This is a genomic window from Streptomyces tatrensis, from assembly GCF_049310065.1.
Lineage (GTDB): Bacteria > Actinomycetota > Actinomycetes > Streptomycetales > Streptomycetaceae > Streptomyces.
The window spans coordinates 2857720-2882930 of record NZ_JBMDLB010000011.1 but is presented as its reverse complement, the minus strand read 5'-3'; the positions used below and the strand labels follow the sequence as shown (position 1 = coordinate 2882930).

34 protein-coding genes are annotated in these 25211 nt (G+C 68.4%); 8 read left to right on the top strand and 26 right to left on the bottom strand.

Annotated features, from left to right (window positions below):
- Window positions 1–130 precede the first annotated feature (130 nt).
- From ACODT5_RS28845 to ACODT5_RS28830, 4 genes are all read right to left on the bottom strand, one after another.
- Window positions 131–421: a hypothetical protein gene (locus ACODT5_RS28845; protein ID WP_422522101.1), complete on the bottom strand. Its 291-nt coding sequence runs from the start codon at window positions 419–421 to the stop codon at window positions 131–133.
- A 236-nt stretch (window positions 422–657) separates the two neighbouring features.
- Entirely contained in the window at window positions 658–1233 is a 576-nt protein-coding gene (locus ACODT5_RS28840) for a hypothetical protein (protein ID WP_422522100.1), read from the bottom strand.
- 60 nt (window positions 1234–1293) lie between these two features.
- Window positions 1294–2013 (bottom strand): hypothetical protein, encoded by a 720-nt coding sequence (locus tag ACODT5_RS28835; RefSeq protein ID WP_422522099.1) that lies wholly within the window; start codon window positions 2011–2013, stop codon window positions 1294–1296.
- A 354-nt stretch (window positions 2014–2367) separates the two neighbouring features.
- Window positions 2368–2634 (bottom strand): hypothetical protein, encoded by a 267-nt coding sequence (locus ACODT5_RS28830; protein WP_422522098.1) that lies wholly within the window; start codon window positions 2632–2634, stop codon window positions 2368–2370.
- A gap of 235 nt (window positions 2635–2869) precedes the next feature.
- Here ACODT5_RS28830 and ACODT5_RS28825 point away from each other — a divergent pair, with 235 nt between their 5' ends.
- Window positions 2870–3517, top strand: a complete 648-nt coding sequence (locus ACODT5_RS28825; RefSeq protein ID WP_422522097.1) for a hypothetical protein — start codon at window positions 2870–2872, stop codon at window positions 3515–3517.
- A 26-nt stretch (window positions 3518–3543) separates the two neighbouring features.
- Window positions 3544–3813: a hypothetical protein gene (locus tag ACODT5_RS28820; protein ID WP_422522096.1), complete on the top strand. Its 270-nt coding sequence runs from the start codon at window positions 3544–3546 to the stop codon at window positions 3811–3813.
- A gap of 154 nt (window positions 3814–3967) precedes the next feature.
- Here the strand turns inward: ACODT5_RS28820 and ACODT5_RS28815 are convergent, their stop codons facing one another.
- From ACODT5_RS28815 to ACODT5_RS28780, 8 genes are all read right to left on the bottom strand, one after another.
- Window positions 3968–4606, bottom strand: coding sequence for a hypothetical protein (locus ACODT5_RS28815; protein ID WP_422522095.1), 639 nt, complete (start codon window positions 4604–4606; stop codon window positions 3968–3970).
- Window positions 4607–5007: 401 nt separating this feature from the next.
- A complete protein-coding gene (locus tag ACODT5_RS28810) occupies window positions 5008–5598 on the bottom strand; it encodes a hypothetical protein (protein ID WP_422522094.1) in 591 nt (196 codons plus the stop codon).
- Window positions 5599–5875: 277 nt separating this feature from the next.
- Window positions 5876–6232: a hypothetical protein gene (locus ACODT5_RS28805; RefSeq protein WP_422522093.1), complete on the bottom strand. Its 357-nt coding sequence runs from the start codon at window positions 6230–6232 to the stop codon at window positions 5876–5878.
- A 48-nt stretch (window positions 6233–6280) separates the two neighbouring features.
- Window positions 6281–6469: a helix-turn-helix domain-containing protein gene (locus tag ACODT5_RS28800; RefSeq protein ID WP_422522092.1), complete on the bottom strand. Its 189-nt coding sequence runs from the start codon at window positions 6467–6469 to the stop codon at window positions 6281–6283.
- Window positions 6470–6529: 60 nt separating this feature from the next.
- On the bottom strand, window positions 6530–6820 hold the full coding sequence (locus ACODT5_RS28795; protein ID WP_422522091.1) for a hypothetical protein: 291 nt from the start codon (window positions 6818–6820) through the stop codon (window positions 6530–6532).
- Window positions 6820–7008, bottom strand: a complete 189-nt coding sequence (locus ACODT5_RS28790) for a hypothetical protein (RefSeq protein ID WP_422522090.1) — start codon at window positions 7006–7008, stop codon at window positions 6820–6822. Before ACODT5_RS28790 ends, ACODT5_RS28795 begins: the two co-directional genes overlap by 1 nt.
- Entirely contained in the window at window positions 7005–7343 is a 339-nt protein-coding gene (locus ACODT5_RS28785) for a hypothetical protein (protein WP_422522089.1), read from the bottom strand. Before ACODT5_RS28785 ends, ACODT5_RS28790 begins: the two co-directional genes overlap by 4 nt.
- A gap of 66 nt (window positions 7344–7409) precedes the next feature.
- On the bottom strand, window positions 7410–7577 hold the full coding sequence (locus ACODT5_RS28780; RefSeq protein ID WP_422522088.1) for a hypothetical protein: 168 nt from the start codon (window positions 7575–7577) through the stop codon (window positions 7410–7412).
- Window positions 7578–8172: 595 nt separating this feature from the next.
- Between ACODT5_RS28780 and ACODT5_RS28775 the strand changes: the two genes are divergently transcribed.
- The gene (locus ACODT5_RS28775) at window positions 8173–8307 is read left to right on the top strand and encodes a hypothetical protein (protein ID WP_422522087.1); all 135 of its coding nucleotides are present in this window, start codon (window positions 8173–8175) and stop codon (window positions 8305–8307) included.
- A gap of 79 nt (window positions 8308–8386) precedes the next feature.
- Here ACODT5_RS28775 and ACODT5_RS28770 read toward each other — a convergent pair whose 3' ends face one another.
- From ACODT5_RS28770 to ACODT5_RS28710, 13 genes are all read right to left on the bottom strand, one after another.
- Window positions 8387–8944 carry a hypothetical protein gene (locus ACODT5_RS28770; protein ID WP_422522086.1) on the bottom strand — a complete coding sequence of 186 codons (558 nt, stop codon included), beginning with the start codon at window positions 8942–8944 and terminating at the stop codon, window positions 8387–8389.
- Window positions 8945–9014: 70 nt separating this feature from the next.
- Window positions 9015–9212: a helix-turn-helix domain-containing protein gene (locus tag ACODT5_RS28765; protein WP_422522085.1), complete on the bottom strand. Its 198-nt coding sequence runs from the start codon at window positions 9210–9212 to the stop codon at window positions 9015–9017.
- Window positions 9213–9283: 71 nt separating this feature from the next.
- A complete protein-coding gene (locus tag ACODT5_RS28760) occupies window positions 9284–10357 on the bottom strand; it encodes a DUF932 domain-containing protein (RefSeq protein WP_422522084.1) in 1074 nt (357 codons plus the stop codon).
- Between the two features lie 93 nt (window positions 10358–10450).
- On the bottom strand, window positions 10451–10831 hold the full coding sequence (locus ACODT5_RS28755; RefSeq protein ID WP_422522083.1) for a hypothetical protein: 381 nt from the start codon (window positions 10829–10831) through the stop codon (window positions 10451–10453).
- Between the two features lie 155 nt (window positions 10832–10986).
- On the bottom strand, window positions 10987–11268 hold the full coding sequence (locus tag ACODT5_RS28750) for a hypothetical protein (protein ID WP_422522082.1): 282 nt from the start codon (window positions 11266–11268) through the stop codon (window positions 10987–10989).
- A 94-nt stretch (window positions 11269–11362) separates the two neighbouring features.
- On the bottom strand, window positions 11363–11617 hold the full coding sequence (locus ACODT5_RS28745) for a hypothetical protein (protein WP_422522081.1): 255 nt from the start codon (window positions 11615–11617) through the stop codon (window positions 11363–11365).
- Window positions 11618–11869: 252 nt separating this feature from the next.
- The gene (locus ACODT5_RS28740; RefSeq protein ID WP_422522080.1) at window positions 11870–12907 is read right to left on the bottom strand and encodes a PD-(D/E)XK nuclease family protein; all 1038 of its coding nucleotides are present in this window, start codon (window positions 12905–12907) and stop codon (window positions 11870–11872) included.
- Window positions 12904–14307, bottom strand: a complete 1404-nt coding sequence (locus tag ACODT5_RS28735; RefSeq protein WP_422522079.1) for a hypothetical protein — start codon at window positions 14305–14307, stop codon at window positions 12904–12906. The genes ACODT5_RS28740 and ACODT5_RS28735 overlap by 4 nt, the downstream gene beginning before the upstream one ends.
- Before the next feature lie 1478 nt (window positions 14308–15785).
- Window positions 15786–16574 (bottom strand): DUF2786 domain-containing protein, encoded by a 789-nt coding sequence (locus ACODT5_RS28730; RefSeq protein WP_422522078.1) that lies wholly within the window; start codon window positions 16572–16574, stop codon window positions 15786–15788.
- Between the two features lie 198 nt (window positions 16575–16772).
- On the bottom strand, window positions 16773–18563 hold the full coding sequence (locus ACODT5_RS28725; RefSeq protein WP_422522077.1) for a serine/threonine protein kinase: 1791 nt from the start codon (window positions 18561–18563) through the stop codon (window positions 16773–16775).
- A gap of 131 nt (window positions 18564–18694) precedes the next feature.
- Complete coding sequence (locus tag ACODT5_RS28720) at window positions 18695–19804, bottom strand: hypothetical protein (RefSeq protein ID WP_422522076.1); 1110 nt, start codon at window positions 19802–19804, stop codon at window positions 18695–18697.
- 149 nt (window positions 19805–19953) lie between these two features.
- Complete coding sequence (locus tag ACODT5_RS28715) at window positions 19954–20361, bottom strand: ASCH domain-containing protein (protein ID WP_422522075.1); 408 nt, start codon at window positions 20359–20361, stop codon at window positions 19954–19956.
- A gap of 103 nt (window positions 20362–20464) precedes the next feature.
- Entirely contained in the window at window positions 20465–21457 is a 993-nt protein-coding gene (locus ACODT5_RS28710) for a hypothetical protein (RefSeq protein WP_422522074.1), read from the bottom strand.
- Window positions 21458–21673: 216 nt separating this feature from the next.
- Between ACODT5_RS28710 and ACODT5_RS28705 the strand changes: the two genes are divergently transcribed.
- Window positions 21674–22888: a helix-turn-helix domain-containing protein gene (locus ACODT5_RS28705; protein WP_422522073.1), complete on the top strand. Its 1215-nt coding sequence runs from the start codon at window positions 21674–21676 to the stop codon at window positions 22886–22888.
- Between the two features lie 41 nt (window positions 22889–22929).
- Window positions 22930–23565, top strand: coding sequence for an HAD family hydrolase (locus tag ACODT5_RS28700; protein WP_422522072.1), 636 nt, complete (start codon window positions 22930–22932; stop codon window positions 23563–23565).
- Between the two features lie 17 nt (window positions 23566–23582).
- On the opposite strand, the gene ACODT5_RS28695 is transcribed toward ACODT5_RS28700, so the two are convergent.
- A complete protein-coding gene (locus tag ACODT5_RS28695) occupies window positions 23583–23963 on the bottom strand; it encodes a WhiB family transcriptional regulator (protein WP_422522071.1) in 381 nt (126 codons plus the stop codon).
- 129 nt (window positions 23964–24092) lie between these two features.
- Between ACODT5_RS28695 and ACODT5_RS28690 the strand changes: the two genes are divergently transcribed.
- From ACODT5_RS28690 to ACODT5_RS28680, 3 genes are all read left to right on the top strand, one after another.
- Window positions 24093–24533 (top strand): hypothetical protein, encoded by a 441-nt coding sequence (locus ACODT5_RS28690; RefSeq protein WP_422522070.1) that lies wholly within the window; start codon window positions 24093–24095, stop codon window positions 24531–24533.
- A gap of 142 nt (window positions 24534–24675) precedes the next feature.
- Window positions 24676–24849: a hypothetical protein gene (locus ACODT5_RS28685; protein WP_422522069.1), complete on the top strand. Its 174-nt coding sequence runs from the start codon at window positions 24676–24678 to the stop codon at window positions 24847–24849.
- Window positions 24846–25184 (top strand): DUF6415 family natural product biosynthesis protein, encoded by a 339-nt coding sequence (locus ACODT5_RS28680; RefSeq protein ID WP_422522068.1) that lies wholly within the window; start codon window positions 24846–24848, stop codon window positions 25182–25184. The genes ACODT5_RS28685 and ACODT5_RS28680 overlap by 4 nt, the downstream gene beginning before the upstream one ends.
- The last annotated feature ends 27 nt before the right edge of the window (window positions 25185–25211 follow it).

The window sequence follows — 25211 nt, the reverse complement described above, 5'->3', positions numbered from 1 at the left end:
TAGATGTCGCAATGTCCCACGGGACATTGCGGTGACTTCCTGTACTTCTCTGGCGGTATCGGGATGGATGCCGCTTCCGATCATCGACTCACCCGCGTCGCCGTGGACGGACGGCGGACGGACGTCTGGGTCAGTGAGTGCTGGCGTACCGCGTCTTGGCCTCGGGTGTGAGCTTTCCGTCCTTGCAGTCGGACGGCTGCTCGACCATGTAGAAGAGGACGGACCAAAAGTCGCCGTTGGTGGCAGCGCTGCCCTTGACTCTGTCGGTGGTGTACCAGCACACGGTCCACGGGTCGTGCTTGGAGTTCGTCATGTAGTCCAGGGCGCTGTACTTGCGTCCTCCGGCACCGATGTCGAGGCGCGTGGTGTACCCGGCTTCCTTACCCGCTTGGGAGGCTTCGAGGAAGGACTTGCCCTGCATGTTGCCGAGGCTGGGAGCTATGTCGTCTGTTCCCTTACAGCTGGTCAGCGCTGCGATAAGTGCTGCGGCGGTCAGGGCGAGTGACGTGGTCTTTCGTCGGCTGCTGAGCACGGAGCGATCCCTTCAAGGGAGGCCCGACTGCGTGGCGCGGTCGGGTCTGAGTCTCGGTGGCGTTCGTGTGGCGTCGTGGCCGGCGTCGCCGTGGACGGACGGCGACGCGCTGGGGTTTTCGGTTTTCAGCTCAGGGAACCGGCGAAGCCGCCGTTCTTGGCTTCCTCTTCGGTGAGCAGGAGCTTGCCGCGTCGGCCGACCTCGACCTGGTACGAGACCTTGCCCTCGGGTACGCCGGTGACGGTGACGGGGAAGGTGCACGTGTTGGAGTCGGTGGACTTCCAGTCGCCCGTGTAGGTGCCGGGGCCGAGGGTTCCCTGGCCGAGGACGGTTCCCTGAGTGTCGTAGACGGTGACGGTGGTGCCCGAGCGCATGTCCTGGTATCCGCCGGTCCCGGCGCAGCCGTTCTCCCGGGAGGAGACCTTCCCGATGGAGCTCTTCTCGCCTCGGGCGGTCATGGTGCCGGTGAGGGTGAAGACGCCGGGCTCCTTGGCCTTGGGTGTCTCCTCGGGGGCGGTGGCGAGGTAGGTGATGCCGCTTCCGAGGATCGCTCCGGCGAGGAGTCCGGCGGCGGCCGGTATGAGCCAGGCCGGGCGGGTGTGGGGCGCGGGGGCCGGCGGCGCCGGTATTTGGGGGGCGTACGGAGGCGGGTAGCCGTAACCGTGCGGCGGGGTGGTCGGGGGTTCGGGCGGGACAGTCATCGGGGGTCCTTTCAGACGGGGGGCCCGGCCTGTTTCTGGTTCGGGCTGGGCGGCGCGTGGTCAGCAGTTGGTGCGGAACAGGGTGTGCGCCTGGGCAGTGGTGACCGCCTGGTCCTTGATCTGGGAGACCAGCAGCCTGGCGATGTAGTCGGGCTCCTGCCTGTACCGGCTGCACATGTATGCGCGGTCGGACACCGACATGGTCAGCCAGGACAGGTCCAGGGCCAGCGGCGGGTCCTGGGAGGCGCCGCCGCTGCCGCTCGTACCGCCGCTCGTGCCCCGGCTCGGAGGGGGCGTGTATGCCGGGGTGGAGGGCGTCTGATTCCTGATCTTTTCCTTCGCGGCCTTCACAGCTTCGGCGTGGGCGTCGTACCGGTCGGTCAGGCCGGGGGCGAGCCTGCCCTTCTTGCAGTCGTCCTTCTTTTCCACCATGAAGAAGTCGACGGACCAGAACCCGGGGTCCTCCTCGGACGAATCGGTGTCGATGTAGTCTGGCTTGGTGGAGCACACAGTCCATGCGGCGTAGGCGGGCGGCAGGTTCTCGGGCTCGTAGGTCATCGTGTAGGGGATGCCGAGGTCCACGCGGTCCGAGGTGTCGAGCTTCGCCTGGATGACGCGGTACCCGGCGGCCTTCGCGACGGTGTGGGCTTCGCTGTAGGTCTTGCCGGTCTGGTCGGCGAGTTCGGGCTGGGGCGTCTTGGCGGTGCATCCGGCGAGGGCGGCGGCGAGGACCGTGCCGGATATGACGAGCGCGGCAGCCTGGCGGCGGGGGAAGGTCACCGGGAGTCTCCTTGAAGGTTCCGGCCATGGGCCGGGGATGGGGTCAGCGGATGTGGAGGTACGGCTTCTTGAAGAGGCGTACGCGGATGCCGCGCCGGGTGACGGTGATGCGGGGGGCGAACTTCGGCAGGAGCCGGTAGGAGATGCGCATGGTGCGGGCCTTTCAGGCTGGGTGCAGCCCGTGGCCGGGCGGGCAATTGGGTGGTACGCCCGCCGGTCTCTACCTCGGGTAGAACCGGGTGACGCTAACAAGGTGTTGACGTCATCAGAAGGGTCGTCTCACACCCTGGGAGGGGTTGGCCGGCGGCGCCGCGGATCTCCGGGCGGGCGCATCGGCGCCCGCCCGGCAGGCCGTCAGAAGCTCGCGATCTCCGCATTCTCGACGGCCATGGCCAGGGCTTCGAAGTGCATGTCCTGGTCGTCTCGCAGGCCGGACCCGTCCAGGGCGCGGGAGAGCTGCTGGACGTCTTCGGCGTAGGTGTCGCCGTCGCCCTCGATGAAGGTGACGGCGGCAAGGAGAAGGCCCTTGGTGCGGTTGTCGCCGACTTCGCCGACGAGGGCGGCCAGAAGGGTCGAGGCGACTTCCAGCTTCGTCTCGGCTATGTCGGTGTCGATGCCCATTAGGTTCTCCCTTATGTCCAACTGCACGTCTTTCGCGCTGTTGTGATTAGTTTAGGAGAATAATTCTTGTATGTCGGGCCCAAGTTGAGGAAAAACCGCAGGTCAGAGGGTGTCCCCGGACACGCGAGAGCCCCGGACGATTGGGTACCCGGGGCTGAGGTCCGAAACGTCTCATACGCCCCCATTCACCCGTTTGGAAGACGGCGTAGCCGGCCGGATCGCCGACGCTTGAGACATGACAAAGCAGCCGTCGACAGCATGGAACTCCGAGGCCGTGCAGCGGCTCCTCACCACCCGTGGGTGGTCGCCGATTCAGGTCTCCTACCGTCTGTGGGCGGAGGCTGAACTGGAGGTGCACGAGCGGCGCGTGGCCCTCTGGCGTGACGGGAAGGGCGAGCCTGACGAAGGCGCCCAGAAGGCGCTGTTCGCCGTGTTCGGCCGACCGCCAAAGGAGGTCAGCCCGGAGCGGGTGTGGTCGTCCGGGGACGTCCGGCAGTTCCTTGACGATCGTGGCTGGTCCCCGATGCGGATGGTTCTCCGCCTGTACGCCGCGTGCGAACTTGAGGTCAGCGAACGGGAAGTGCAGCGGTGGCGCGATGGGAAGACGCCCGCCGCAGCCGGGCAGCGGGCACTGCACGTCACCTTCGGGGAGCCGCCGGAGGAGAACAAGCCCACCGAGCCGTGGACGCCGGGGGAGCTGCGGGACGCCATGAAGGCCGCAGAGTTGACTGCGTTCCAGATCGCGCTGCGGATCTTCCAGGTATCCGGGCTGGAAATCTGTGAGCGGGAAGTCCTGCGGTGGGCGTCGGACGCACCCGACTACGAATGCACCCCCGGCGCCGCCGAGAACCGCGCCCTCCACGAGGTCTTCGAACTCCTGTGAGGCGGCGTCTGTTCCACCCGAGGGCCGTGCACGGCCTGCCCGTGGCCGTGCACGTCTCCTCCTACGCCCAGGACGCCGTCCACGGCCCGTGTGTCCTCGCGGAGGTCCACCGGCTCGACCAGGACGCCCCCGGCAGCCCCGGCCCGCTGCTCGTCACCCACGCCGGGCTCGTCGCCCAGCTCGCCCGCCACATCGGCCACACCGTCCTCGGCCGGTTCGAGCAGACCGGCGGACTCACCACCGGCTGGGTGCTGAGCCCGCTGTGTGAGGCCCCGCACCGGGCCGCCTGCCGCTGAATCCGCGGCGGCGCCGGCCGATCTGTGCGCACGGGTGGGGCCGTCACCGGTGGCGGCCTACCAGTTCCCCAGGGGCGGCCGGATAGAGCCAGTACGCACCCGCCTCCCCATCACCGGCAGGCCGCCGCTAGTGGCGTGTGCTCCCGGAGGTGGCCTACTGCGGGCTCGCCTCACCGGCGCGGATCAGGAAGTAGCTGATGTCCACGTCGATGCCGAACGCGCTGCCTGCCCGAAGGGTGCCGTCCTTGACCTTGCCCAGCGGGGTCAGTGCGGTGAGGGCGTTGTGGCGGGCGGCGGCGGCCAGACTGTGGGAGCTGCGGGCCTTCAGGGAGCGTTCGATATCCGGCCCGTACTTGACCACAGAGGTGGTCTGCTGTGGGGGGATGGCCGGGTGGGTCATCAGGAGAAGTCCGAACAGGGCGGTGTCGGCGTCTCCGGCTTCGCGGGCCTTGGCGAGGTCGTCGGCTATGCGTCGTCGGTAGTCTCCTACCGACTTCTGTGCAGGGTCGGCGAAGTCAAAGGTGTAGCACGCCTTCAGTTCGATCAGGGCCAGGGGCTTATGGCTGGCCTTGTCGAGGATGGCCAGGTCGGTGCGGGCGCGCTTCCCGTTGGTCGCCCACTCGCGGGCGGCGACGTGGTCGGGAAGGCTCGTGTGCAGAGTCCAGGCCAGGCGGTCGCGCACTGGCGACTCCGGCTTGGATGTCAGGGCCAGGTAGGCCAGTTCGTCGGGCGCGAAGGACGCGCACGCCGTCTTGAGTGCCCGCTTGAGTGACTTGCTGGTGATGACGGTCATGCGGCGTGGTCTCTTTTCCGAGATTTCGTGGGCGCGTTCCTCGCGCTCACGTGATCATCTTAGGAGAGCAAGTAGGTTTTGTCGGGCCCAAGTTGAGGTGAAACCGCAGGTCAGAGCCATAGAGGCTAGCTCGCGTGGGCGCCTCCGCCTCCACGGTCGAGGCCGCCTCATTCCGCGGCGGCGCCGGCCGAATCCTGGACACGAGCGAGGCCTCCACCGGCTGCGGCCTACCGGCTTCCCAGGGGCGGCCGGATAGAGCCAGTACGCGCCCTCCTCCCCGCTACCGGCAGGCCGCCGCCACCGGCATCGACCACCAGCGACGCCCTACCGGCTCCCCGCAGTGCAGACGGGAGCGACCCTCACCCATCGGGCGAGGGTCGCTCTCAGACGCTCACAGCGACTTACAGGGCGTCGACGAGGTCGGCGCCCATCGTCAGGATCGTCGCGCGCTCCAGGTGGGCGCAGTGACGCTCCAGCAGTGCACCCTTCACGCCCTTGCCCACCAGGTCGGCGCGCAGTTCGTGAGCGGCGTCCAGGGCGGCCTCGTTCGCCTTGCCGAGGAAGGTCGGGATCATGATCTGGAGCGCGGCGGTGGTGTCGGCGTCGGCCATGAAGTGCACGCGGTGCGTATAAATCCCACGTCCGCTGGCGTTGCGCAGGTGTTCGACGTCGGTGGCCGCGCCCAGGGTCTCGGCTATGCGGCGGGCGGCTCGGCTGGCGGGGCTGCCGGTGTTCCGCATGTTGCAAATGTCGACGGTGAAGCTGGTCGGGCGGGGCTTGGCCTTGGCGGCGAGCGGCTTGGAGTTCTTGCAGTGGGACCAGCCGAGCCCGTTCGCGGCGATGCCGGCCTCGGTCGTGGCGGCCTCGACGCTGTCGGTGGTGAGACGGAGACCGGTCGTGATGCGGCACGCGCACGCCGTGTGGATCACAGTCCGCTTCTTCTTCGCGTTGTGGCTGACGCGGATGGTGTTGGCGGTGGCGGCGGCGTTCATGTCGGTCTCGTTTCTGGTCTCTCGGAGCGTGTCTCTCGCGCTCTCGATGTCTTAATTCTAGGAGACCAACCACCTCATGTCGGGCGGGAGTTGAGGTAAAATCGCAGGTCAGCGGGTGTCCCCGGACACACCGCCGATTCCGCCTGGCGGCTCCGGGCCGCCGGGTGCGTACTGGCTCTATCCGGCCGCCACCGGGGAGCCGTCAGCCGCGCAGCAGCGGCACCCACCACGCAAGACGGCCCCCGCCCTGTCCGGGCGGGGGCCGTCACGAGCAGCCTCAGGGCTGCGGGAAGTACCTGTAGGTGGGCCGCCCCTCCCACTCGTCGGGCGTCGGCAGCCCGATCTCCGGGTGGTCGGCTATGACCTCGCCGATCAGGATGTTCAGCCGGGGCCCGTACGGCTCCGTGTCCGTCACCGTCGCCACGCACACGACGATGCCGTCAGGATTGACGAAGCGGACCAGGCCAGCCGCCTTCGCCCGCTTGGGGTTGAACGGCCACACTCCGCGCGAGCGCTCCCACACCGCGTGCGGGTCCAGGCCGGACTCCCACCCCATCATCCGGCGGCCCAGCGGGTCGGGCTTCAGCGGGGATTCCTGGAGGTGGCCCAGCTTGAGTTGAAGGATCTCTTTCATCGGGGACTCCTGATATCGGTTGAGGCAGGGGGCGGCGTCACGAGCACTTCAGGCGGCACGCGCCATCGTGGTCCCGCCGCGCTGGCGGATACGGACACCCGCCCGGACGAGCGAGTTGTGGATGAACCCTTCCGAGCGGTCCGTGGCCAGCGCCACGGCCTTCATCGAGTTCCCGGCCAGGTAGAGGGCGACGATGCGGCGCTGTTCGGCGGTCGAGGTGGTGCGGCCCTTCGGCATAACGAATTCCTTCATTTCATGAGGGGGCCGCCCCCTGTGGCGGGGGCGGCCGTCAGGAGGTCAGCGGCAGTCGCGGCAGTACGCGCAGGGGTCCGGGTCGGAGCCGGGCACCGCGCACGCTGCCAGGAACGCCTCGTAGCCGTCCCTGTCATGGACGAACCAGCGGGAAAGCCATCGGTCGGCCTCGCGCCAGTTGGCAGCCTGCTCCTCGGGCGTCAGCTCCACGGGGACCGGGCACGTGCCGGAGCCGTTCGGGTAGGTGTTGCGGACGGCTCCGGGGCGGGAGTTGGCCAGACGCCAGCGCAGATTCATGGCGATGGCCAGGGACGTCGGCTGGAGGGATATCGGCATCAGGCGCTCTTCCGGTGGGTGTTGGTCTTGCGCCGGTTGCGGCCGATCATCCAGACGATCAGGTTACCGAGGCCGCCGGTGAACAGCAGCAACATCAGATGGAGGGCGGCGGTACGGGACAGGCTGCCCACGTTCACTGTCGTGCCGCCCCTGGTGAGGGACACGACGGGCGTGCGGTCGGTCTTCACTTGGCGATCTCCCAGGTGACCGAGCAGTTGCGCGGGACCCGCTGTGTGGTCTCGGCGACCGTTATCTCGGCGGTGGTGCTGAACGTGCTGCCGGGGTTGAGGTGCATGTCCATGTCCACGGAGTGCTCCGGGAGGCCGGTGCCGGTGACGCGGACCGTGAACGTGTGCGGCTCGGTGTCCCGGTTGACGACCTCGAACTCGGCCAGGACCTTGTCGTCCTTGTCCGTGCAGGAGATGAGGCGGGCGGCCTCTCCTCCGTCGTAGGCCGGGGCGGTGCAGGCGGCGAGCAGGGCGACGGCGGCGCCGGCCGCGGCCGTGATGACGGTGGTTCGCAAGGGTTCTCCTCGGGTGGTGGCTGCTGACTGGGCGGGCCCGCCCGTGTGGGGCGGGCCCGGCGGGTGTCAGCCGAGGAGGGTGGTGCGGACGATGACGTCCATCCAGGCCATCACGGCCACGTACCACAGGTAGGTGATCGCGCCGAGGGCGGCGAAGAAGGTGGCGATGGAGAGGGCGTAAGCGGCCTTGAGGGCGGTCGTGGCGGTCTGCCAGTGGGTTCGGATCACGTTCATCGGGCGCTCTCGTTTCTGATTTCACAGCGCGTCTCTCGCGCTTATGTGATCAGTTTAGGACGGTAAGTCCGTTTTGTCGGGCCCGAGTTGAGGGAAACCCGCAGGTCAGAGGGTGTCCCCGGACACAACCCCGACACCGCCTACCGGCTCCCCGCGAACGCCCCGATAGAGCCATTCCACGGCCTGCCAACTGGGTCAGGCAGGCCGCCGCTGGCGGCCGCCTCGGTCGTCCCCGCCGCGACGAAGGCGCAGCCGTCGAGGCTTGGCGCATCCGGGGCGGACGCCACAGGCCGCCTGAATTGCCCCTGCCGGGAAGACGTCACCGAAGAGGCCGGAGGTCAATTTTCAGCCATCAGAAACATGTTGGCTCGAAGACCAGAAAGCGCACAGCGAAAACAGTTACCGCTGGGGCGTGGTCGGCGCAGGGCGTGCAGGTCGGCGGGGCGGCGATGCCGGACGCCACCGAATAACGGGTCCCGCCCTGTGTGAAAACCGAGCCGCTCCTCTACTAATTTCCCAGGGCCTCCCTGTACAGAAAAGGCCCCTGACCTGCGGAGATAGCCAAAAACCTCCGTTGCGCGGAGGAGGTTTCGGCGTGCACTCTCCTCCCTGTCCGCAAGACACACCGAACCCTGAGGGGGACCCCGTGCAGATCGCTTGTGCTCTCATCACCGCCGCCGCCACCATCGCCGCCGCGTACCTCATGCGCAGGCCCAAGGGCGAGAAGTAGACGCCCGCCGGTTGAACGCCAGCGGCGCCGCCGCCGAGTCCGCGGTGGACTGGGCCGGCGGCGCCGCGATGGTCGTCGGCTACCAGGTGCGCAGCGGGAAGCCGCCCGCGAATGTCGTGTCGGGCTGGGGCGGCATCGGTTCGCCGGTGGCGTGGTCGACCGCGTACGCGGAGAACACCTGCTCCTCGGTGAGCGGGGTCAGGGCTCCGTCGTGCAGCGACCAGCCGCGCACGGTCTCCTTGTCGCCCTCGCCGATGGTGCGCATGACGAGCCCGCCCCGGGATGCGGTGACCAGGGCTGCTCCGAGGAAGACACCGAAGGGGGCGTGGTGCGCGCAGACCTGCGCGGTGGTGGTGGTGTCGAGTTCGAAGCCGGTCACGTGGTGTTCGCCGCCGAGGTTCGTCGACAGGACGAGGCTGTGCCGGGCAGGGTCGGCTCCGGTGATGAGGGAGCGCAGGGCTTCGGTGGCCCTCTGGTGGGCGTCCAGCATGGCGATCTCGGCGGCCATCACGTCGTGGCCGACGTGATCGGCGATGGCTGCGAAGGCGGCGTCCAGGAGCGGGGTGTGGCGGTCGAGGGTCTTGGATCGCAGACGGCGGAGCTGGTGGAGGCGACGGGGGCTGCGGGTGCGGGGCATGGCGGGTTCTCCTCGGGGCGGGGCGGGCCGCCCGTACGGCGACGGGCGGCCCACGGGGGTAGGGCGGCGGTTACGCCTTCTTCTGCTGCCGGTTGAGGGGGGCTCCGCCTCGGGAGCGGAACTCGGCTCCGGCGGCTGTGAGGGCCTTGTGGACGGCTCCGTACGAGCAGCCGAGGTCGCGTGCCAGGACGCGGATGGAGCGGCCCTGCTCGTAGCGCTCGACGAGCTTGGGGTAGGTGTCGGGGTCGATTTTGAGGCTTCGGGTCATGACGTGCTCCTTCTCTTGGGGGGCGGGGGTGTGGCCGCCCGGGGGCGGGCGGCCACACGATTTCTGGGATTTCAGAGGGCGAGGAGTTCGCCGGTGTTCGCGTTCTTCACGGTGCGGCCGTGGACAAGCTTCTGGCTGATGACGTCGCCGAGGACGATCGCGGCCTTCCGCTTGAGGGGTTCGGGGCGCATGAGGGTGCGCTGGGTGTGCCGGTCGCGGCGGACGTCGTCGTCCTTCGTCTGGAAGCCGCGCCCGTGGTCGAGGTATTCGCCCATGGCCTGCATGACGCCGTAGGCGTTGCCTCTGATGCCGTCGCAGGTCACCGACTGGTACATGGCGCGGAAGGTGTTCTCGGCGTCCTGGATGTTGGCGCGGACCCGGTCGGTGATCTGGGCGGTCATGTCCTTGGGCCAGAACCACAGCTTGGCGAAGGTGTCGAAGTCGTCGTCGGTGACGGAGAAGCCGGTCAGGGCTTCGGCCCACTCCACGTAGGTGTCGTGGTCGGCGCGGGCTCCGGCCAGGGCGAGGCGGATCTCCTCGACGCGGTCCTTCCAGTTGGTGGTGTGGTAGATCGTCGCCACGGTGCCGTTGCGGCTGGCCTCGCCGATGGAGGCGTTGACGGTGTTCATACAGACCACGCGCACGGAGGTGGACAGGGCCTTCAATGCTCCGGTGCCGTCGTGGGAGTTGATGAACGCGGCGTAGGGGAGGGTGAGGGACGTGTCGCCGCCGATCTGGATGGGGTCGCCGAGCTTGAAGAGGACCCAGACGGTCTTGCCGCCGTCGAGGGAGCCACCGGCGTCCATCTCCACTTCGCGGTCGGCGAGGACGGCCTGGGCGATCTCTCCCATGGCCTGGTGGTTGATGACCTCGTAGGTGCTGGTGACGACGGCCAGGGGCTCTTCGGCGTCCATGCGGTCGGAACGGAACACGGCCTTGTGAGTGCGCAGGCCCCGGTACTTGGGCTGGCCGGTCTCGAAGTCCAGGCCGTCATCGGTGAAGAGAGGCACCTCCACCGGGTCCCAGGTCAGGCCGGACCAGACGCGGAATTCCTGCCAGTCGCGGGGCGGGCGGGAGGTGACCATCCCTTCCTTGTGCCACGCCGGGTGCCGGTGGAAGTAGCCCGATTCGAAGAGGGCGGACATGCGTTGCTCCTATGCGTTGAATGGTGTCGATTACGCTGGGCGTGGCCCGGTCGGAGGGCAGGTCGAATGCCCTCCGACCGGGCTTTTCGCATGTCAGCGGTCGGACTTGCGCCACTCGCTCAGAGCCCGGTTGGCGAGGACCGCGACGCGCTGCGCGTAGCCGAGTGCGACGAGCGGCTGGTTCACGCGGACCAGCATCGGGATCGGCGTCATGTAGGCCGACGCGTCGGTCAGGGCGCGGGCGGTGGAGCGGTGCTTGCCGCCGATGTCACCTCGGGTCACGCGGATGTGCAGCGTTTGCGCGGCGGCCTCGTAGATCGCGCCGAGCGCCTTCCAGTAGGTCTCCTCGTCGGGCTGCTCGCTCTCCGGCTGGAGGACGATCCCGACGGTGGCGTGGGTCCAGACGCTGGCCTGTTCGGCGAGCTGGGAGCGGATCTGCCGGATCTCGGCTATCGGGTCGATGACGTCGGTCATGGGGTTCCTTCCGGGTCTGTGCATGGAGTGCGTCTCTCGCTCTCTCACGTGATCAATTCTCTCGGAGCAAATGGGGCATATCAACCCAACTGCTCACAATGTGAGAGGAGTTGAGGCAGGGCGGGCTCAGGTCGAATGAGCCCGCCCCGGCGGCGTCAGAAGCGGGTGCGCAGGAGCTCGCGGCGTTCCGGCTGGACGCACTCGCGGCACCACTTCTGCCCCTCGCCCGGCCCTTCGGCGGGGGCCGGGCCGTCGAGCCCGGCGCCGCACATGGCCCAGGCGCTCGTGATGGTGCGGGCCTCGCGGTACTCGGCCCACAGGGAGTCGGGCTTCGCGGGGATCTCGCGGGTGGTCCAGCCCTTGCCCGCCACGACGTGGACGAGGATGTGGCGGTCGTCGCCTACGCGGTAGCCGTAGGGGGCGGTGATCGTGCTCAACTCGGGCCTCTCGATGGCGTCTGACGTGTGGCGGTTCGCGGGGCGGCCGTCCGGGGCAGGTCGAATGCCCCGGGGGCCGGCGGCGCCGCGTTCGTCAGGCAGCGGGGGCCAGGTCGTCCTTGGCGACCTTGACGGTGGAGATCGCGTTGTCGTCGAAGGAAACGCGGACCCAGTCGAAGTCGACGGAGCGGACGCGACCCTTGCGGCCAGCGACCTCGACTCGGTCGCCGCAGTCCCACAGGCGGCGCTTCGCGGGGGCCGGGGCCTTGGGGGCGCGGAGTGCGGCCCGGGTGAGGGCGTGGGTGTCGTTGGCGATGCGGGCGAGGTTCTTGCGGGCGGTGTTCTTCACGTCGCGTCCGTTTCGGGTAGTTCGTCCTCGTCTGTGATGCAATCATCTCGGACTGGCATGTACCGATCAATGGATGCGGTGGAAAAGCCCAGGTCAGATGGGGTGACCCCGGACACAACAAAGCCCCGAGGCGACGCCTCGGGGCTTCAAGCGGATGGAGGAGCTGCCTCCCCCAGGGGCAGCTTTACCTAGGGGAGACAGCTCCCTTCACGGTACAACTGCACCTCACGGCTTCTACAGATTGACGCCAGGTCACCGGGTGCGGGTGACGACGACCTCCACGGAGTCCCGGTTGCGCGCGTACGGCACGGGGATCTCCGCCTCCTCCAACAGCTCCCGCATCCGCCTCTGGTCAGGACGGCTCGCCCCCGGCTTCCGGGCGATCTCCGCCCGGTAGATGTCGTCCTCGTAGGTGCCGGTGGCGGTTCCGCCGAGGACGGCGAGCCAGAACTCCTCGTCCTCGGCCGCCGACTTCTTCGCCGCACGGGCCACGGCGAGGCCGGCCGCCGCCTCGGCGATGCCCGTCCCCTCGTTCAACAGGACGGCCTGCGCCCCGCTCACGCCGGGCTGGGCTCCCGGCCAGCACCGCGTCAGCCACGGGCAGCGGTCGCAAATCCGCGACAGCCCCGGACCCGGAGCCTCCCTGGGCGCCCACAGCGGGCCCATGGACGCCCATCGTTGGATCTGCTCGATGCGCTGCTCAACCTCGCGCAGGACCGCTTCTGTGACGTCCCACAAGACCAGGCTGGTGCGCCCGGTGGTCCTGCATACCCACAGCACCCCCGCACGCTCGATGCCCTGTCCTGCCTGGCGCAGGGCGAGGGCGTAGCCGCCGAGCTGGAGCCGGTGCCTGCGCGGCACGGTCAGCTCCTTGTCGCCGAGCCGGGCGACGGTCTTGACGTCGATCACGAGCCCCCCGCCCGCATACAGGACGAGGTCGCTGCGCCCGTCGAGGACGACGTCGCCGACGGTGAGGGTCACCGACTGCTCAACGGCCGTCAGCTCCACGCCCAGGGCCTGAGCGAGCCGGGGAATCAGCCCGGCGTGGATGTAGCGGCCCAGGGCGGCTGTGCGCTGCTCGTCGGGCTCTCCCGCCGGTTCGGCCGGGGTGGCACCGGACAGGCAGAACGCGGCGGCCCGCGCACACGACCCAATCCCGGATATCGAGAGACAGCCGGTTTCGTGGTAGTCGGCGTCGGCCTCGATGAGAAACGCGCTGGTGATCGCCCGGTTCACGCGCTCGGCGAGAGCCTGTGTCTCAGCCTCGCGGGTCTCGGCTGCGGCCGTCACTTGGCGGCCTTCGGGCACTCGTTGGCGTGCACACCGGCATTCGCGGCCAGCTCGATCTCATTGCAGGAGCAAGCGGGCACGACGTTCGGCTTGGGCAGGTTCCGGGCGAGGTCTGTCAGCCGGGTGCGCAGTGCCATGCCGTCGACGACCTGATCGGAGAGTCCGCTGGCGGACGCGGACGCGAACAGGGCGCCGATCTCCTTCGGTTCGGTCAGACCCTGCGCCTTCTCCCACAGTTCGGCGGCACGGGCCTGGGGGGAGTCCGGGTCGACACTGCCGAGGTCCACGCCGGTGCTCTTCTTCGCCTCCGGCTCCGACTCGTTTGCAGGCTTGGGCTTGGCGACGCGCTTCTTGGGTGCGGGCTTCACCGGCTCCGGCTTCGGTGCGGGCGTGGCGGCGGGCAGCGTGGCCTTGCGGGAGTACAGCAGCGTCCGCAGCGTCGTGCCCTCGGCGGGCACGGTCACGGTCATCAGGCCGCCCGTGTTGGCGTCGGTGATGGCCTGCTCGATCACGGCCCGATCGGTGGTGTCCTGAACGGACTCCCACAGGGCGGTAGCACGCGTCTCGGAGGTCGGCTCAGGGTCGGGGATGCGCACGGTCGCAGTCGGGCGGACCTCAGCGGCTGCACTGGTGCTGGGCTCCGGCTTCTCCTCCGGCTCCGGGGTGGGCTCCGGCTCAGGCTCGGGGGTCGGCGCGGGCTGCGCCGGTTCGGGTGACGGCGACGCCGGCGGAGCCGCGGAATCAGACGACGGCGCTTCCGTCGGCTCCGGCTCCGGCTTCGCGGCCTGCGCTACAACCGCCGCCACACCAGCCTGAGTACGGGAGCGCTGAGGGGCGATCGGGGCCAGGTGTGCGGTCTCGTCCATCGCACTGACACCGGCGAGCAGCCACGGTGCGTGGAAGCCGAGGCAGTTCATGACGGCGCGGTGTCCGAGCATCTGCCGGGTGTGGCGGTGCCAGTAGCTGGAGCCTCGGTAGCCGGGGTCGAACAGGTTGGCCGCTTCGGCGTCAGCTCGGGTGTAGGTGAAGCGGTCCTCGCTGCCGTCGGGGTGGGTGAGGACTGCGGTGCAGGCGTTCGCGTCCCAGTCCTCGTAGTCGATGTCGTACCCGGCCGCGTGGGCGATGGAGCGGGCCAGGTCGGAGCGCATCCCGAGGCCGCCGTCCGGCTGCCCGTCCTCGTTGCTGCTCGGGTAGAGGCGGGTCAGCGCCGCGTACTCGCTGACCGCCGGGCCCAGGTCTTCGGCGGCCATGAGGTGGACCAGCACGTTCGCAGGGTTCCCGCGCAGGTGGGGCGGGAGGACGGTGGCGCCCGCCAGCCGCTCCGCGAGGTCGTACAGGTCGCCCAAACTCCGGCGGACGGGGGCTGCTGTGTGCGGGCGCGGCTCAGCTACAGTGGTCACGTTGTCCTCTTTCGTTCATTCCGGGCGAGCGTGGCGGCATTTGAGGACCCGAGGGGCTAACTCGGGTCCTCTTCGCGTTCCGTATTCATATTGTCGCGGATAATTCGATGTGGATCAATCCGGTCAATGGTCTTGAGATGGCCTTTACTTGGCGCCGTTAAGCTCCTCGGCTTTCCTTTGGATGACACCGATGAGTGAGGCGACTGGGAGAGATTCCACGCTGAAAGTCTCCGTGTGACCTCCTAGCCATCCCATTTGTTCAGCCGTGAGAAACGAACGAAACCCGAAGTCCCCCCGGATCACCTGGAGGACATGCTTCTCTAGCAAGGCGGCTTCCGCCCCCGTACGGCATGTCACCTGCATGATCAAGCGCCAGCCCCGCGTCTGGAAGGCTTTGACTCGATCACTCGGGGCCTTGAGCTGAGATATGCCAACCTTGACGGCCTTAAGCTCCCGGCTTTCCAGGGCGTATAGCCTCGCAGGCTTGGTGAGATTGAAACCGTGGCTTGCGCAGTGGCTGCACCCTCCACCTGTCTGTGAGACCGTATTGTGTCGAGGCTCAACGATGTTCCCGCAGCGGTTGCAAAGACATCTCCACGGCTTTGCAGAGCCCGGGTACGGCTCCAAAGGTGTCAGCTCGGACAGCAGCATGATTTCTCTTGCCTCGGCATCAGTGAGTGGGCCGTAGCCGCCGCAGAATCGGCAGCCGCTGCCATTCCTGACCCGGTAGAGAGTCGGAGAAGACGTCTTGCCGCACCGCTGACAGCGACACTCCCAGGGTTTGTTAATCCCCTCGTAGGCCGTCAGCGGAGTGAGGCCAGCACCTTCCATGATTGCTGCGGCCTCGTCTTGCGGCGTGACGCCATGACCGGCGCAGTGAACGCAGCTTCCCCCGCGCTTCACCGTTGCAAGACGGGGCGTGCTGATCTTGTTGCACTCAGCGCACCGGCATCGCCAGGGGCGGCCAGCTCCGGGGTACGGCTCCAACGGTATGTAGCCAGCAGCACGCATCACTTCGACGGCTTCTGCCGGGTCGAGAGGGCCCCTACCAGCGCATCCTCGGCACCCCCGCCCCTTCAAAACGGTGTTCACCCTCGCCGGGACGGGTGAGCCGCACTCATCGCACGAGCAGAGCCACCGCCTTCCGACTCCTCCGGGGTACGGCTCCAGCGGGGTGAGGCCAGCTTGTCTCACCACCTCGACGGCCTCCGCGTCAGTCATGCGTCTGCCAGCCGGAGCCTTGTCGTCAGTCACTTCCTGTTCCTCCCATAGGTAGAGGCAAACGACGGTTCGCGGCGAGGCCGGCGGTGCCGTCTTCTTCTTGAGGTGCGGCTGTAGTCGACACAGAGGACCCGAGCGGTCTCACTCGGGTCCTCTGTGTGATCTGCTTAATGATTATCTCGGATAACTCGCGTTGTGATCAATTGATCCGAGGAATTATTTACGGCGTTTTGCCTGGTCAGGCATGGTGCGGGTGGTCAGCCGCTAATTGCGGTGCGCTTGTTGTTCACCTCGCGCTGGCCGACCATCGCACGCGATCCGTCCTTTTTGCCTTCAAGGAATCCGTCGGCGTTTATGCCACGGCCCTTCGCGCCCTTCTTGAGGTTGGGCACCAGCTTCTCCATCTCCTCGCGGGCGCGGTCCGACTCCGACTTGAGGACGATCTCGCCCTTGCCGGAGCCCATGACCTCGTCGACGACGCCGAGACGGGCGGTCTTGATCTTCTTCGCGGCGTCGACGCCGAAGCCCATCAGGTACGAGCGGCGCCAGGTCTGGAACTCGCGGTTCTCCGTCTTGGCGTCCAGGCCCATGTCGCGCAGCCTCTGCCGGTAGTCGGCGGAACCCTTGGTCATGCCGTTCTCCGCCTGGAGCAGGACGAGCGGCACCAGCTCCTTGATGATCTCCAGCGTGTTCTCCTCGGCGTAGATCACGCAGTCCATGAAGTAGATCCCGGACCGGGTGGCGTTCTTCACGCTGCGACGGAACATGGCACCACCCATGACGGTGACGACCTGGAACACGAGATCCACACGCTGGCGCCCGGCGTTATCGGAGTTCGTTACGCGGTAGGTCCAGGTGGTCACGGCGCCGCCGGCCCGGTGGCCCTCGTCGTCCATTCCGAGCTCGTGCTCTTCGATCTGGTGCCGGGTCATCAGCTCAGCCGCGTGGGCGTAGAAGACCTGGGCCTCATGCTCGGAGTCGGTGCCCTTGGCCTTCGCCAAGACCTTCTTGATGCGGGCGATCGTCTTTTCGCTGGCGGTGCTCATCGTTCGGTCTCTCCTCGGGTGCAGCATGCAGGCGTCTCTCGCCCGGCTCCGGACGTGACGCGACCCGCTCACCAGGGCGGTGAACGGGTCGCAATCGGGCGTTCGTTTGATATGACTATTAAAGGACGCCAACTGGGGTATTTCAACCCAGAATTAGAGAGTTTTCCCAGGTCAGAGGCCACATGCGGATACGCCGTCTCACACGTGTGCGAGCTCGCAGACCGTCTTGTTCTCGCTGAGGCTGCGGTACTTCCCCTTCGGCAGGCTGAACTCCACCCCCATGTTGTAGCGAGCCGGGACAACAGGGGTCATGAAGGTCATCGTGCCGGTGTCCGGTTGCGGGTCACCCTCCCGGAAGTCCTCGTTGCCCGACAGGTCGTCCCGGTAGGGGACAGTGCACACCAGCGCTATGGGCGCGCGCGTGCCGTTGGTGATGTTCATGGAGCACTTGCGCCGGTCAGCGTCCGTCGAACCCCCATGGTCCATCCCGCAGATCGCATCGCCGTGAAACTCGAATGGCTTCGGGTTCGGGTCGAACAGGATGGACTCCTTGTCGCGGCCCGTCTCCTCCGCGAAAACCATGTCATTCCTGTCGGTCTCCGGATAGATAGCCGAAGGACTGGCGGAGGCCGTAGGGCTCGGCGTCAGGGTCGGCGTTGGGCTCGGCGAGGGGTACACCGGGCCGCCGTCGTCCGGCCCGTCGATTGAACCGAGCTCGTCCGACCCTCCCGCATGGTCCACGGCTGCGGTCTGCTGCGGTGCAGCGGCATCCGCCGTACCGTCGTCGTGCGGCGCGTAAATCGCCCAGGCGAGAACACCTGCCGTCACGGTTGTCGCCAGAGTCAGTTTCGATACGAAAGTCATCCACCGCCATATCGGAATCCTGTCGCCCGGCTTCCTCGGGGCCCGGTAGGAATAGGGGCCGAGGCCGGGGACATAGCCGCCACTTGCGGCACGCGCATGAGTCCGCGCCCGGAAAGACAGACGGGGCCGCATTTGCGGGGCGGGACCGTAGCCGGGGACTGGCGGGGCGACAGGAGTGGGCGGTACGGGCGGGGCCTGGATGTCACGCGACAGGTCGCGGGCAGGGACAGGGACATCCCACCGGGAGACCGGCGGCGGGAGCACGTAGTCCGACTCGATGAACTCGGCGATGCGCGTGAACTCCATGGTGGGGAACACGGTGGTGCCCTGTGGCCCGTACATGCCCGCGACCGTGTCCGCGAGGTCGGCGGCGAGCGGGCGGGCGTCCGGGTCCATCTGGAGTGCTGCGTGGACTTGTTCGGCCAGGCGGTCGGGGATGCCTTCCAGTGTGTACTCGTCGCCGCGTTCCATACGGAATTCGATGCCGGTCGGCGGCCCGTAGGGATGCTTCCCGGAGGCGGCGAACGCGACGAGGACGCCCCAGGCGTACACGTCGGACGCGGTGGTCGTGATGCCTGTGCGGAGCTGTTCGGGGGCCATCCAGCCTCGTGTGCCGGTGTTGACGCGGGTGGCGGTGACAGCGGTCGCATCGAGTAGGTGGGCGATGCCGAAGTCCACGACGCGCGGGCCGTCTGCGGCCAGGATCACGTTCGGCGGCTTGAGGTCGCGGTGGGCGATACCTGCGGCGTGGATGCAGGCCAGGGCGTGGGCGGTCGCTGCGGCGAACGTGAGGAGGTTCCCGGGCGTGAGCTTGCCGTGGTCTCGTATGTGCTCGTGGAGCGTGTTGCCCGGTACGTACGGGGTGGCCAGCCACGGTCGTTCGGCTTCGGGGTCCGCGTCGATCAGCGGGACGAGGTAGGGGCCGGTGACCTTGCGCAGTGCGGCGGCCTCACGTGCGAACCGCTTGCGGTGGTCACGGTCCCTGGCGTGGTCCTCGTGGAGGACCTTGACCGCGAGGGGCTGGCCGCTGTCCGGGTGGTACGCGTAGTAGACGGTTCCCATGCCACCTGCGCCGATGCGCTGCAACGGTCGGTAGGGGCCTATCCGGTCGGGGAGTGAGGGCACGTGAGGACTTTCTCGGAAATGAGGTCGGCGGGATGGCGAATGGTCGCCAGAGCCGTGGATCGGATTGTGGCGGATGCTCTGCCCCTGTCAGCACGGGCGCCCGAAGCGTGGACGCCAACGCTGGGATCAGGTCAGGCGGCCTCTGTCTCGGCGGGCTCCTCCGGCTCGATCCGGGACACCAGCGCGCCACTGGTGGGGATGTACCGGCCGCCCCCGACGACGGCCTTCAGGACCCGGCTACCGCCGCTCTTTCGGGTCTTGGGGTGCTCCGCGTCGCGGATCTGCCGGGATCGCTCCACCTCCGCGTTCACGGCGTCCTCGCCCAGCAGAGCCGCCCGCTCCTCGTGCAGCCTCGCGCCGAGGTCCGCGCCGAAGCCGTGAAGGTACTGGCGTCGGTAGACGGAGTTCAGCCGCCAGAACTCCTTGTCCTCGGGCATCGAGCCCCGGAGCTTCGCCCGGTACTCGATGCTGGCTGCGCTCAACGCGAACTCGGCCTGCATGATGAGCGCGGGCAGCAGCACTTCCAGCGCCACTACCGATCCGGCCGGAGCCCAGACCAGGATGTCCAGGTAGTTGATCGCCGACTTCCGCTCGTTGTAGACGGGCCGGGACAGGATGCTGCCGCCGTACGCGGCCACCACGGCCTCGACCATCGCCCGCCGCGAGGTTGCCAGATTGTCAGAATTCGAAACCCGCAGGAGCAGCCGCTCCACCTGCTCCTCACCCAAGGCGAGCTGATGCATGGCCACCGCCTGAGCGGCCTCCACATGAGCCGACGTGACCTTCTCCCCGCCCTCCAGGACCTGGGCCATGAGAGCCCGCAGCGGTGCCAGCAGTTCCTCCCCAGGCTCTCCGCTCGCCAGCGGCAGCTCCTCGAAGCCACCCTCGGGCTCCGCCTCCGGCTCATCGTCGTGGTGCTCCTCCGCGGCCGGCGCCGCCGCCATCTCGGTCTCGGGCTCCGGCTCGGGGTCCGCGTCGAAGAGGGAACCCTGCGCACCCTCCGGCTCCGGCTCGGGCTCCACGGGCGCGGCCTCGCTCATCGCCTTGAGGAATGCACGCTCGCAGCGGGAGCACACCTCGGGGGCGTGGGTGGCCAGGTGGGCCGCGCTGGGGATCTTGGAGCCCTTGGCCGGGCACCAGTTGTCATCGGTCTCGGGCCGGAAGATGTGCAGTCGGCTGGCCGCGTGCTCCCGCCCGACGCGGTAGACGAGGCCGTCGGGCAGTTCGGTGATGACGCTCATGGAGGACTCCTGGTCCGGAAATGACCCGACCCGCGCACCAGGGGTGGTGAGCGGGTCGTTCGGTCGTGCGTTCGATGTGATTAGTCTAGGATCACTCTCCGCAACCGTCAACTACTTACGGTGGTTTTCCCAGGTCGGAAGCCCTGCGCCTACGCCTCCTCAATCAGCCGGGCCATCACCGCCGGGTCCGGGGCGTACAACGACTGTCGCCCCCTCATCGGCACCGGACGGCTAAGCGGCCGGGGGTCTGCGAGGTGCCAGTACCAGAGGTTGTCGCCGTCCTCGGCCCACATTTCCGACCCCTCCGGCGGTGTCCGCGAGCAGCGCACGACCTGCACGCTCCCGACGACCGCACCGAACGTCAGATGCGACGGCCTCGGGCCGGGGCCCTCCCAGTGCTTGGCCGCGTGGACCCAGATCCTGCGCGGCCCCGTCGTCCACGTCCGGATCTCCACGGCCCGGTCCCCGCGAATGATCAACTCGGCCCACGGGTTGTGGATGGTGAGGCATCGCCACAGGTGGGGAGGCCCGGTCGTGTCTATCGTGAGGTTGTCCATGTCATCGACATTTTCGGAACGCCAGGATGGCGTTCAACCCGGCCACGGGTGACCCCTGTCACCCGGAATCCGCGGCGGCGCCGGCCGGTTGGCCTGACCGACGTCAGGGCCTGGTGAAGGACTTGTCGATGCGGACCAGGTCAAGAAGCTTGGTGGAGCCGATGGTGTCGGTGCGGTCGGCGCATCCGTCGGGTGCGTGGGAGGTGTCCACATCGCTGGCATTGACGGTGATGTAGTGAACGCTGCCGAGTGCTCGGTTGGGTGCCAGCTTCCAGGAGTATTCGCGGCACCATCCGCCGTTGGCAGTGCGCTTGCCGAGGAGGAAGTCCCATTCCAGACCAGCGGGGTCCTGGGCGGCGGGGTAGGCGGCGTCTTGCGCTCTGAGGTCCATGACGATGCTGCCGCCTTCCTGTACGGAGAAGATTGTTCCCCTTCCGTAGGTCAGGCCCCTGCTGTAGTAGGGCAGCGTGCGTGTGCCGTAGGGGTCGGGGCAGGTCCAGTTCAGGGCGGCCTTGCCGGTAGCGGTCTCGGTGATGCCGCAGGACGAGTTGATGGCGCGGATGTCGCGGAGGCTGATGCTCAGGTCGTAGGCGTTGTTCAGTGCCTTGAAGGTGAAGTCCTGCTGGAGCCAGTTGCGCATGTTGTCGGGCTCGGGGAAGTAGCGGGCGCCGCTGGCGGTGGTGGCGGGGACCTTGACGTGGACGATGGTGTTCAGCGGCCGGTAGAGGCGCGTAGGGGTGTCGGTCCGGGGGCAGGCCATGTTGGCGGCCTCGGAGTTGGTCATGGTGGCGTTCGCGATGGCGCCGGGGTTGGGGTTTTCCGGGTAGAACGCGGGCACCTGAACCTGGGCGGGGAGTTTGCTCTCATCCGTGAACGCCTCGGTGAGCTGCCGGTCGAATTCCTGGCCATCGGCCAGGGCTGCGGCGGGCATGGGTGCGGAGTCGGAGCAGGTGTAGGGGATGGTCCCGCGTATGAGGGCCACGTCGAAGGTGAGGGCGAAGGACATCCACGTCGTCGTGGTGTCGGCCCGGACGGGTGACGCAACCAGGGCTAGAGGGGTCAGGGCTGCGATCAGGAACGCGAGACGCTTCCTCATTGGAGTCTCCCTTGGTGCGTAGCGGAGCCGGGGCCGACCGCTCACCCGGAATCCGCGGCGGCGCCGGCCTGACTCCATCGGGTCGATCGTGGCAAGTCTCTTTGAATGGCAGCGCCCCCACCGGCAATCGGGTCCGGTGGGGGCGATCTGCTGTCCCCGCTGCTGTGGGGCGGGTACGGTCCCAGTACAGCCATGCACCGGAATAGGAGCAATGCTATGGGGAGTTGGGACAGCTACACCACAGGCGAACGAATCAAAATCCTGCGCGGCCCCGACCTGACACAGGAGCGTCTGGCGGAGCTGACGGGCCTGTCCGTGCAGACCATCCGGGCCGCCGAGCAGGACGCGACTTTAACGCTGCCGACTGTTCTGGCGCTCTCGGACGCTCTCCATGCTGATGCGGCGGTCATCCTCGGCCAGCAGGCCCCACGCCGCGCCATGTCCACGGGAGACCGGCAGGCGGCCCGTGCGCTCTCGGCAGCGGTTCATGACAGTGCCGCCGGGCTGATTCCCGAACCCGCCGAGGAGACCCCGCCTACCGCCGCTGCTCTGACCGCTGCGGTCAACCACGTGTGGGAGGTCTGTTCAGACGGTGACTACTCCCGGACCGCGTCGCTTGCAGCGCCCCTGCTCCGTGCTGCCGTCCTGTACCGGCACACGGCTCCCGCCGACGAGCAGGGTGCGGCCGAGGCCCTGCTGTCGGATGCCTACCGGGCCGCCGCGACCGCAGCGAACTATGTGGGATCGCGGGATCTCGCCTACGCGGCTGTCGGGAACGCGGCTCATCATGCAGCCCGGTCGTCGGACCCGGTGCGTGCCGCGCTGGCCGCGACGCTCCGCTCCCGTGTCCTGCTCCGTGATGCTCGTCTGGTCGACGCGCGGCGTGTTGCGGAGGAGACGGCCCGTCTGATCGAGCCGTCGATGTCCGAGCGCGACCCCCGAGTGTGGGCCGCCTACGGGCGGGCCGTGGTGTTCGCCGCTGTCGTCGCGTCCCGTCTCGGGGATGCCGACCTGTCCGCCGACCTGCTGTCCGAGGCCCACGCGGCAGCCGCCCGTCTCGGACGCGACGTACGCCCCGACGGGGCACAGTTCGGCCCCTCCTACGCCACACATCAGGCCATCGGGATTCATGTGGCGATCGGCAGCACCGGGCAGGCCCTCAGCCTGGCCGAGCAGTTCCGCGACCGGTCCGGCCTGTCTCACGCCTCCCGTTCACGAGTCGATCTGGACGTGGCGGTCGCTCAGTGCGACGCCCGTCAGTGGGATGCCGCGCTGGACACGCTGCTCCATGCGGCGGACGACAACCCGACCTGGGTACGACACCAGGCCCTGGCCGGAGTCATCATGCAGCGCGCCGGACGCGGCAGCACCACCCGGCTACGACGAGCGGCAGCGGCTCTCGGCATCCCCACCGGCAGCACCACCCGCTGAACACCTTCCATTTCACCCGCACCACCTGTACGGAGCTCCTGATGTCCCCTGCCCTGCCCTCCGCGTTGATCGTTGATTTCGCGGGCGTCATGACGACGTCCCTCGGAGCCTCATGGGCCGTCTGGAACGCCCGACTCGGCCTCCCGCCCCGCCACTGGAGGATCGCCCTTCACGACGATCCTGCGGCGCATTCCATGTACCGGGCGCTGGAGTGCGGCGAGATCGGCCAGACCGAATGGAACGCGTGGGCAGGCCGGGTGCTCGGAGTGGACGGGACGAATCTGATGGGGCGGGGGCACGCCGAGGTACGGGCGGCCGAGCCGATGATGGCCGTGGTCCGGGCCGCCCGCCAGGCCGGCGTCGCCGTGGCTCTGTTGTCCAACTCGTACGGCACCGACCCGTACGACCCCTATCGGGAACTGGGGGTGTGGGACCTGTGCGATGTCCACGTGATCAGTGAGCGCGAGGGCATCGCCAAACCGGATCCCGCCATCTACCAGCGCACCCTGGACCGCCTCGGACTCCCGGGCTCGGCCTGTGTGTTCGTGGACGATCGGGCCGAAAACCTGACACCTGCGCGGGCGCTCGGCATCACCACCGTGCACGCCACCAGCCCCCAGACGGCAGCCGACGAGGTCGCCAGCCTGTTCGGCCTCACCTGCGACGCCACCTCCTGATCTGCGGCGACAGGAGCCTATGCGGCTGCGCTCGGCGCCCGTCTCCTCAGGGATCGCTTGTGTTCCTCGCGAGCCACGGACAGTAGCCGCCACCAACTGGACACCGTCGGTCGTCGCCGCAGCAGTGCTCGCCGCTCCCGCTCGGTCATGCCGCCCCAGACGCCGAACTCCACCCGCTCGTCCAGTGCGGTGGCCAGACATTCGGTACGCACCAGGCAGCCCGTGCACACGGCCTTCGCGCGGGCCTGAGCCGCCCCCGGGACGAACAGCTCCTCCGGGTCCGATCTGCTGCACGACCCCTGCTGCGCCCAATGGATGTCCACAACACTCGTCTCCGCTCGGTAGGTTGGCCCGAGCCTCGTGTGTGGACCATGCCGCAGGCAATCACTCGAAAGCATGATTGTCCTAATTCCGACTATCACGTCCCATGGACTACCACGGGGCGTGGTAGTCGGCAGGGAATCGACCGTCCGGCTACCACGCCCCGCATGTTCACCAACCGTGATCACGCGGTCACGATTGATCCCATGCTGAGCGAACCCCGCAAGGGCCGCCGCGTCCCCGTCATCGTCTACGTCTGCACCTCCGACCCGGACACGGCCGACCTGATCGCCGACCACTGCCGCCGCTACGCCGAGGGCCGAGACTGGCCCGTCACGGACACGGTGACGGACACCGACCGACAGCAGCCGCTGGAGCAGCGGCCCGGCTGGTCCAGCGTCATAGCCGCCCTCGGCGACGCCGCGTCCGGCGTGCTCACCTACTCGCCCCTCATGGTCGCCGCCGACTCTGCCGGGTTCGAGCGGCTTCGGACCCTGACCGGCGACCGGGGAGCGTTCCTCGTCGCCGTCCGCACGGCCACCACCGGACCGGACACGCTGCCCCGCCGCACCGCACAGGACAGTGAGCGCCGCCGGAACCTGGCGGACGCCGCTGCGGGCGTGCACCCCCACAGCCCGTACGCCTGACACCCACAAGCCGGGCAGCCCGAGTCCGCCGACTCCCCGTTCCCCCGAAGGGCTGCCCACCCGCCGCCGCTGCCCGTGCCCCCCGTCCCCCGGCAGACACGGGCAGCGGCACCCCTCCCGACACTGACCCCGGAGCCCGACCATGACCAGCCAGCAGGAGAGAGCGCCACTTCCCACCCGTACCCCCGACGGCCCGACGAACCCGGGCCAGCCGTCCTCCACGCTTTCCGAGATTTCGACGCACGGCTGGAACGCCTTCCTGGCCCGTACCGGGCCGCTGCCCGGCGAAGACGAGCCCGAGGGCACGGAGCAGTGACCGTCGTGGAGAAGGCGCCGCCGACGGTCGCGGACATGCGCAGCGACAGCAACCTGGCCATGGACCTGGCTTCTTACGCCCACGGGACCGGACCGGCCGCCGACCAGCTCCGGCGTCGGCTGCGCTCCCACATCAGCCTGCTGGCCGACCCGGCCGAGGAGTACGCGAAGGGCCTGGCCGACGACCGGGCCCGCGATGTGGCCCTGGGCACCGTCGCCTACGCCCGCACCCTCCTCACCGCACAGATCACGGACCCGGTGGCCGCGCTGCGCCTGCTGGCCAAGCACACCGACTTCCTGCTGCGGTACGCCACGGCTCACCGGCAGGGCCGGTAACTCCCCGGCGCGGCCGGCGGCGCCTCA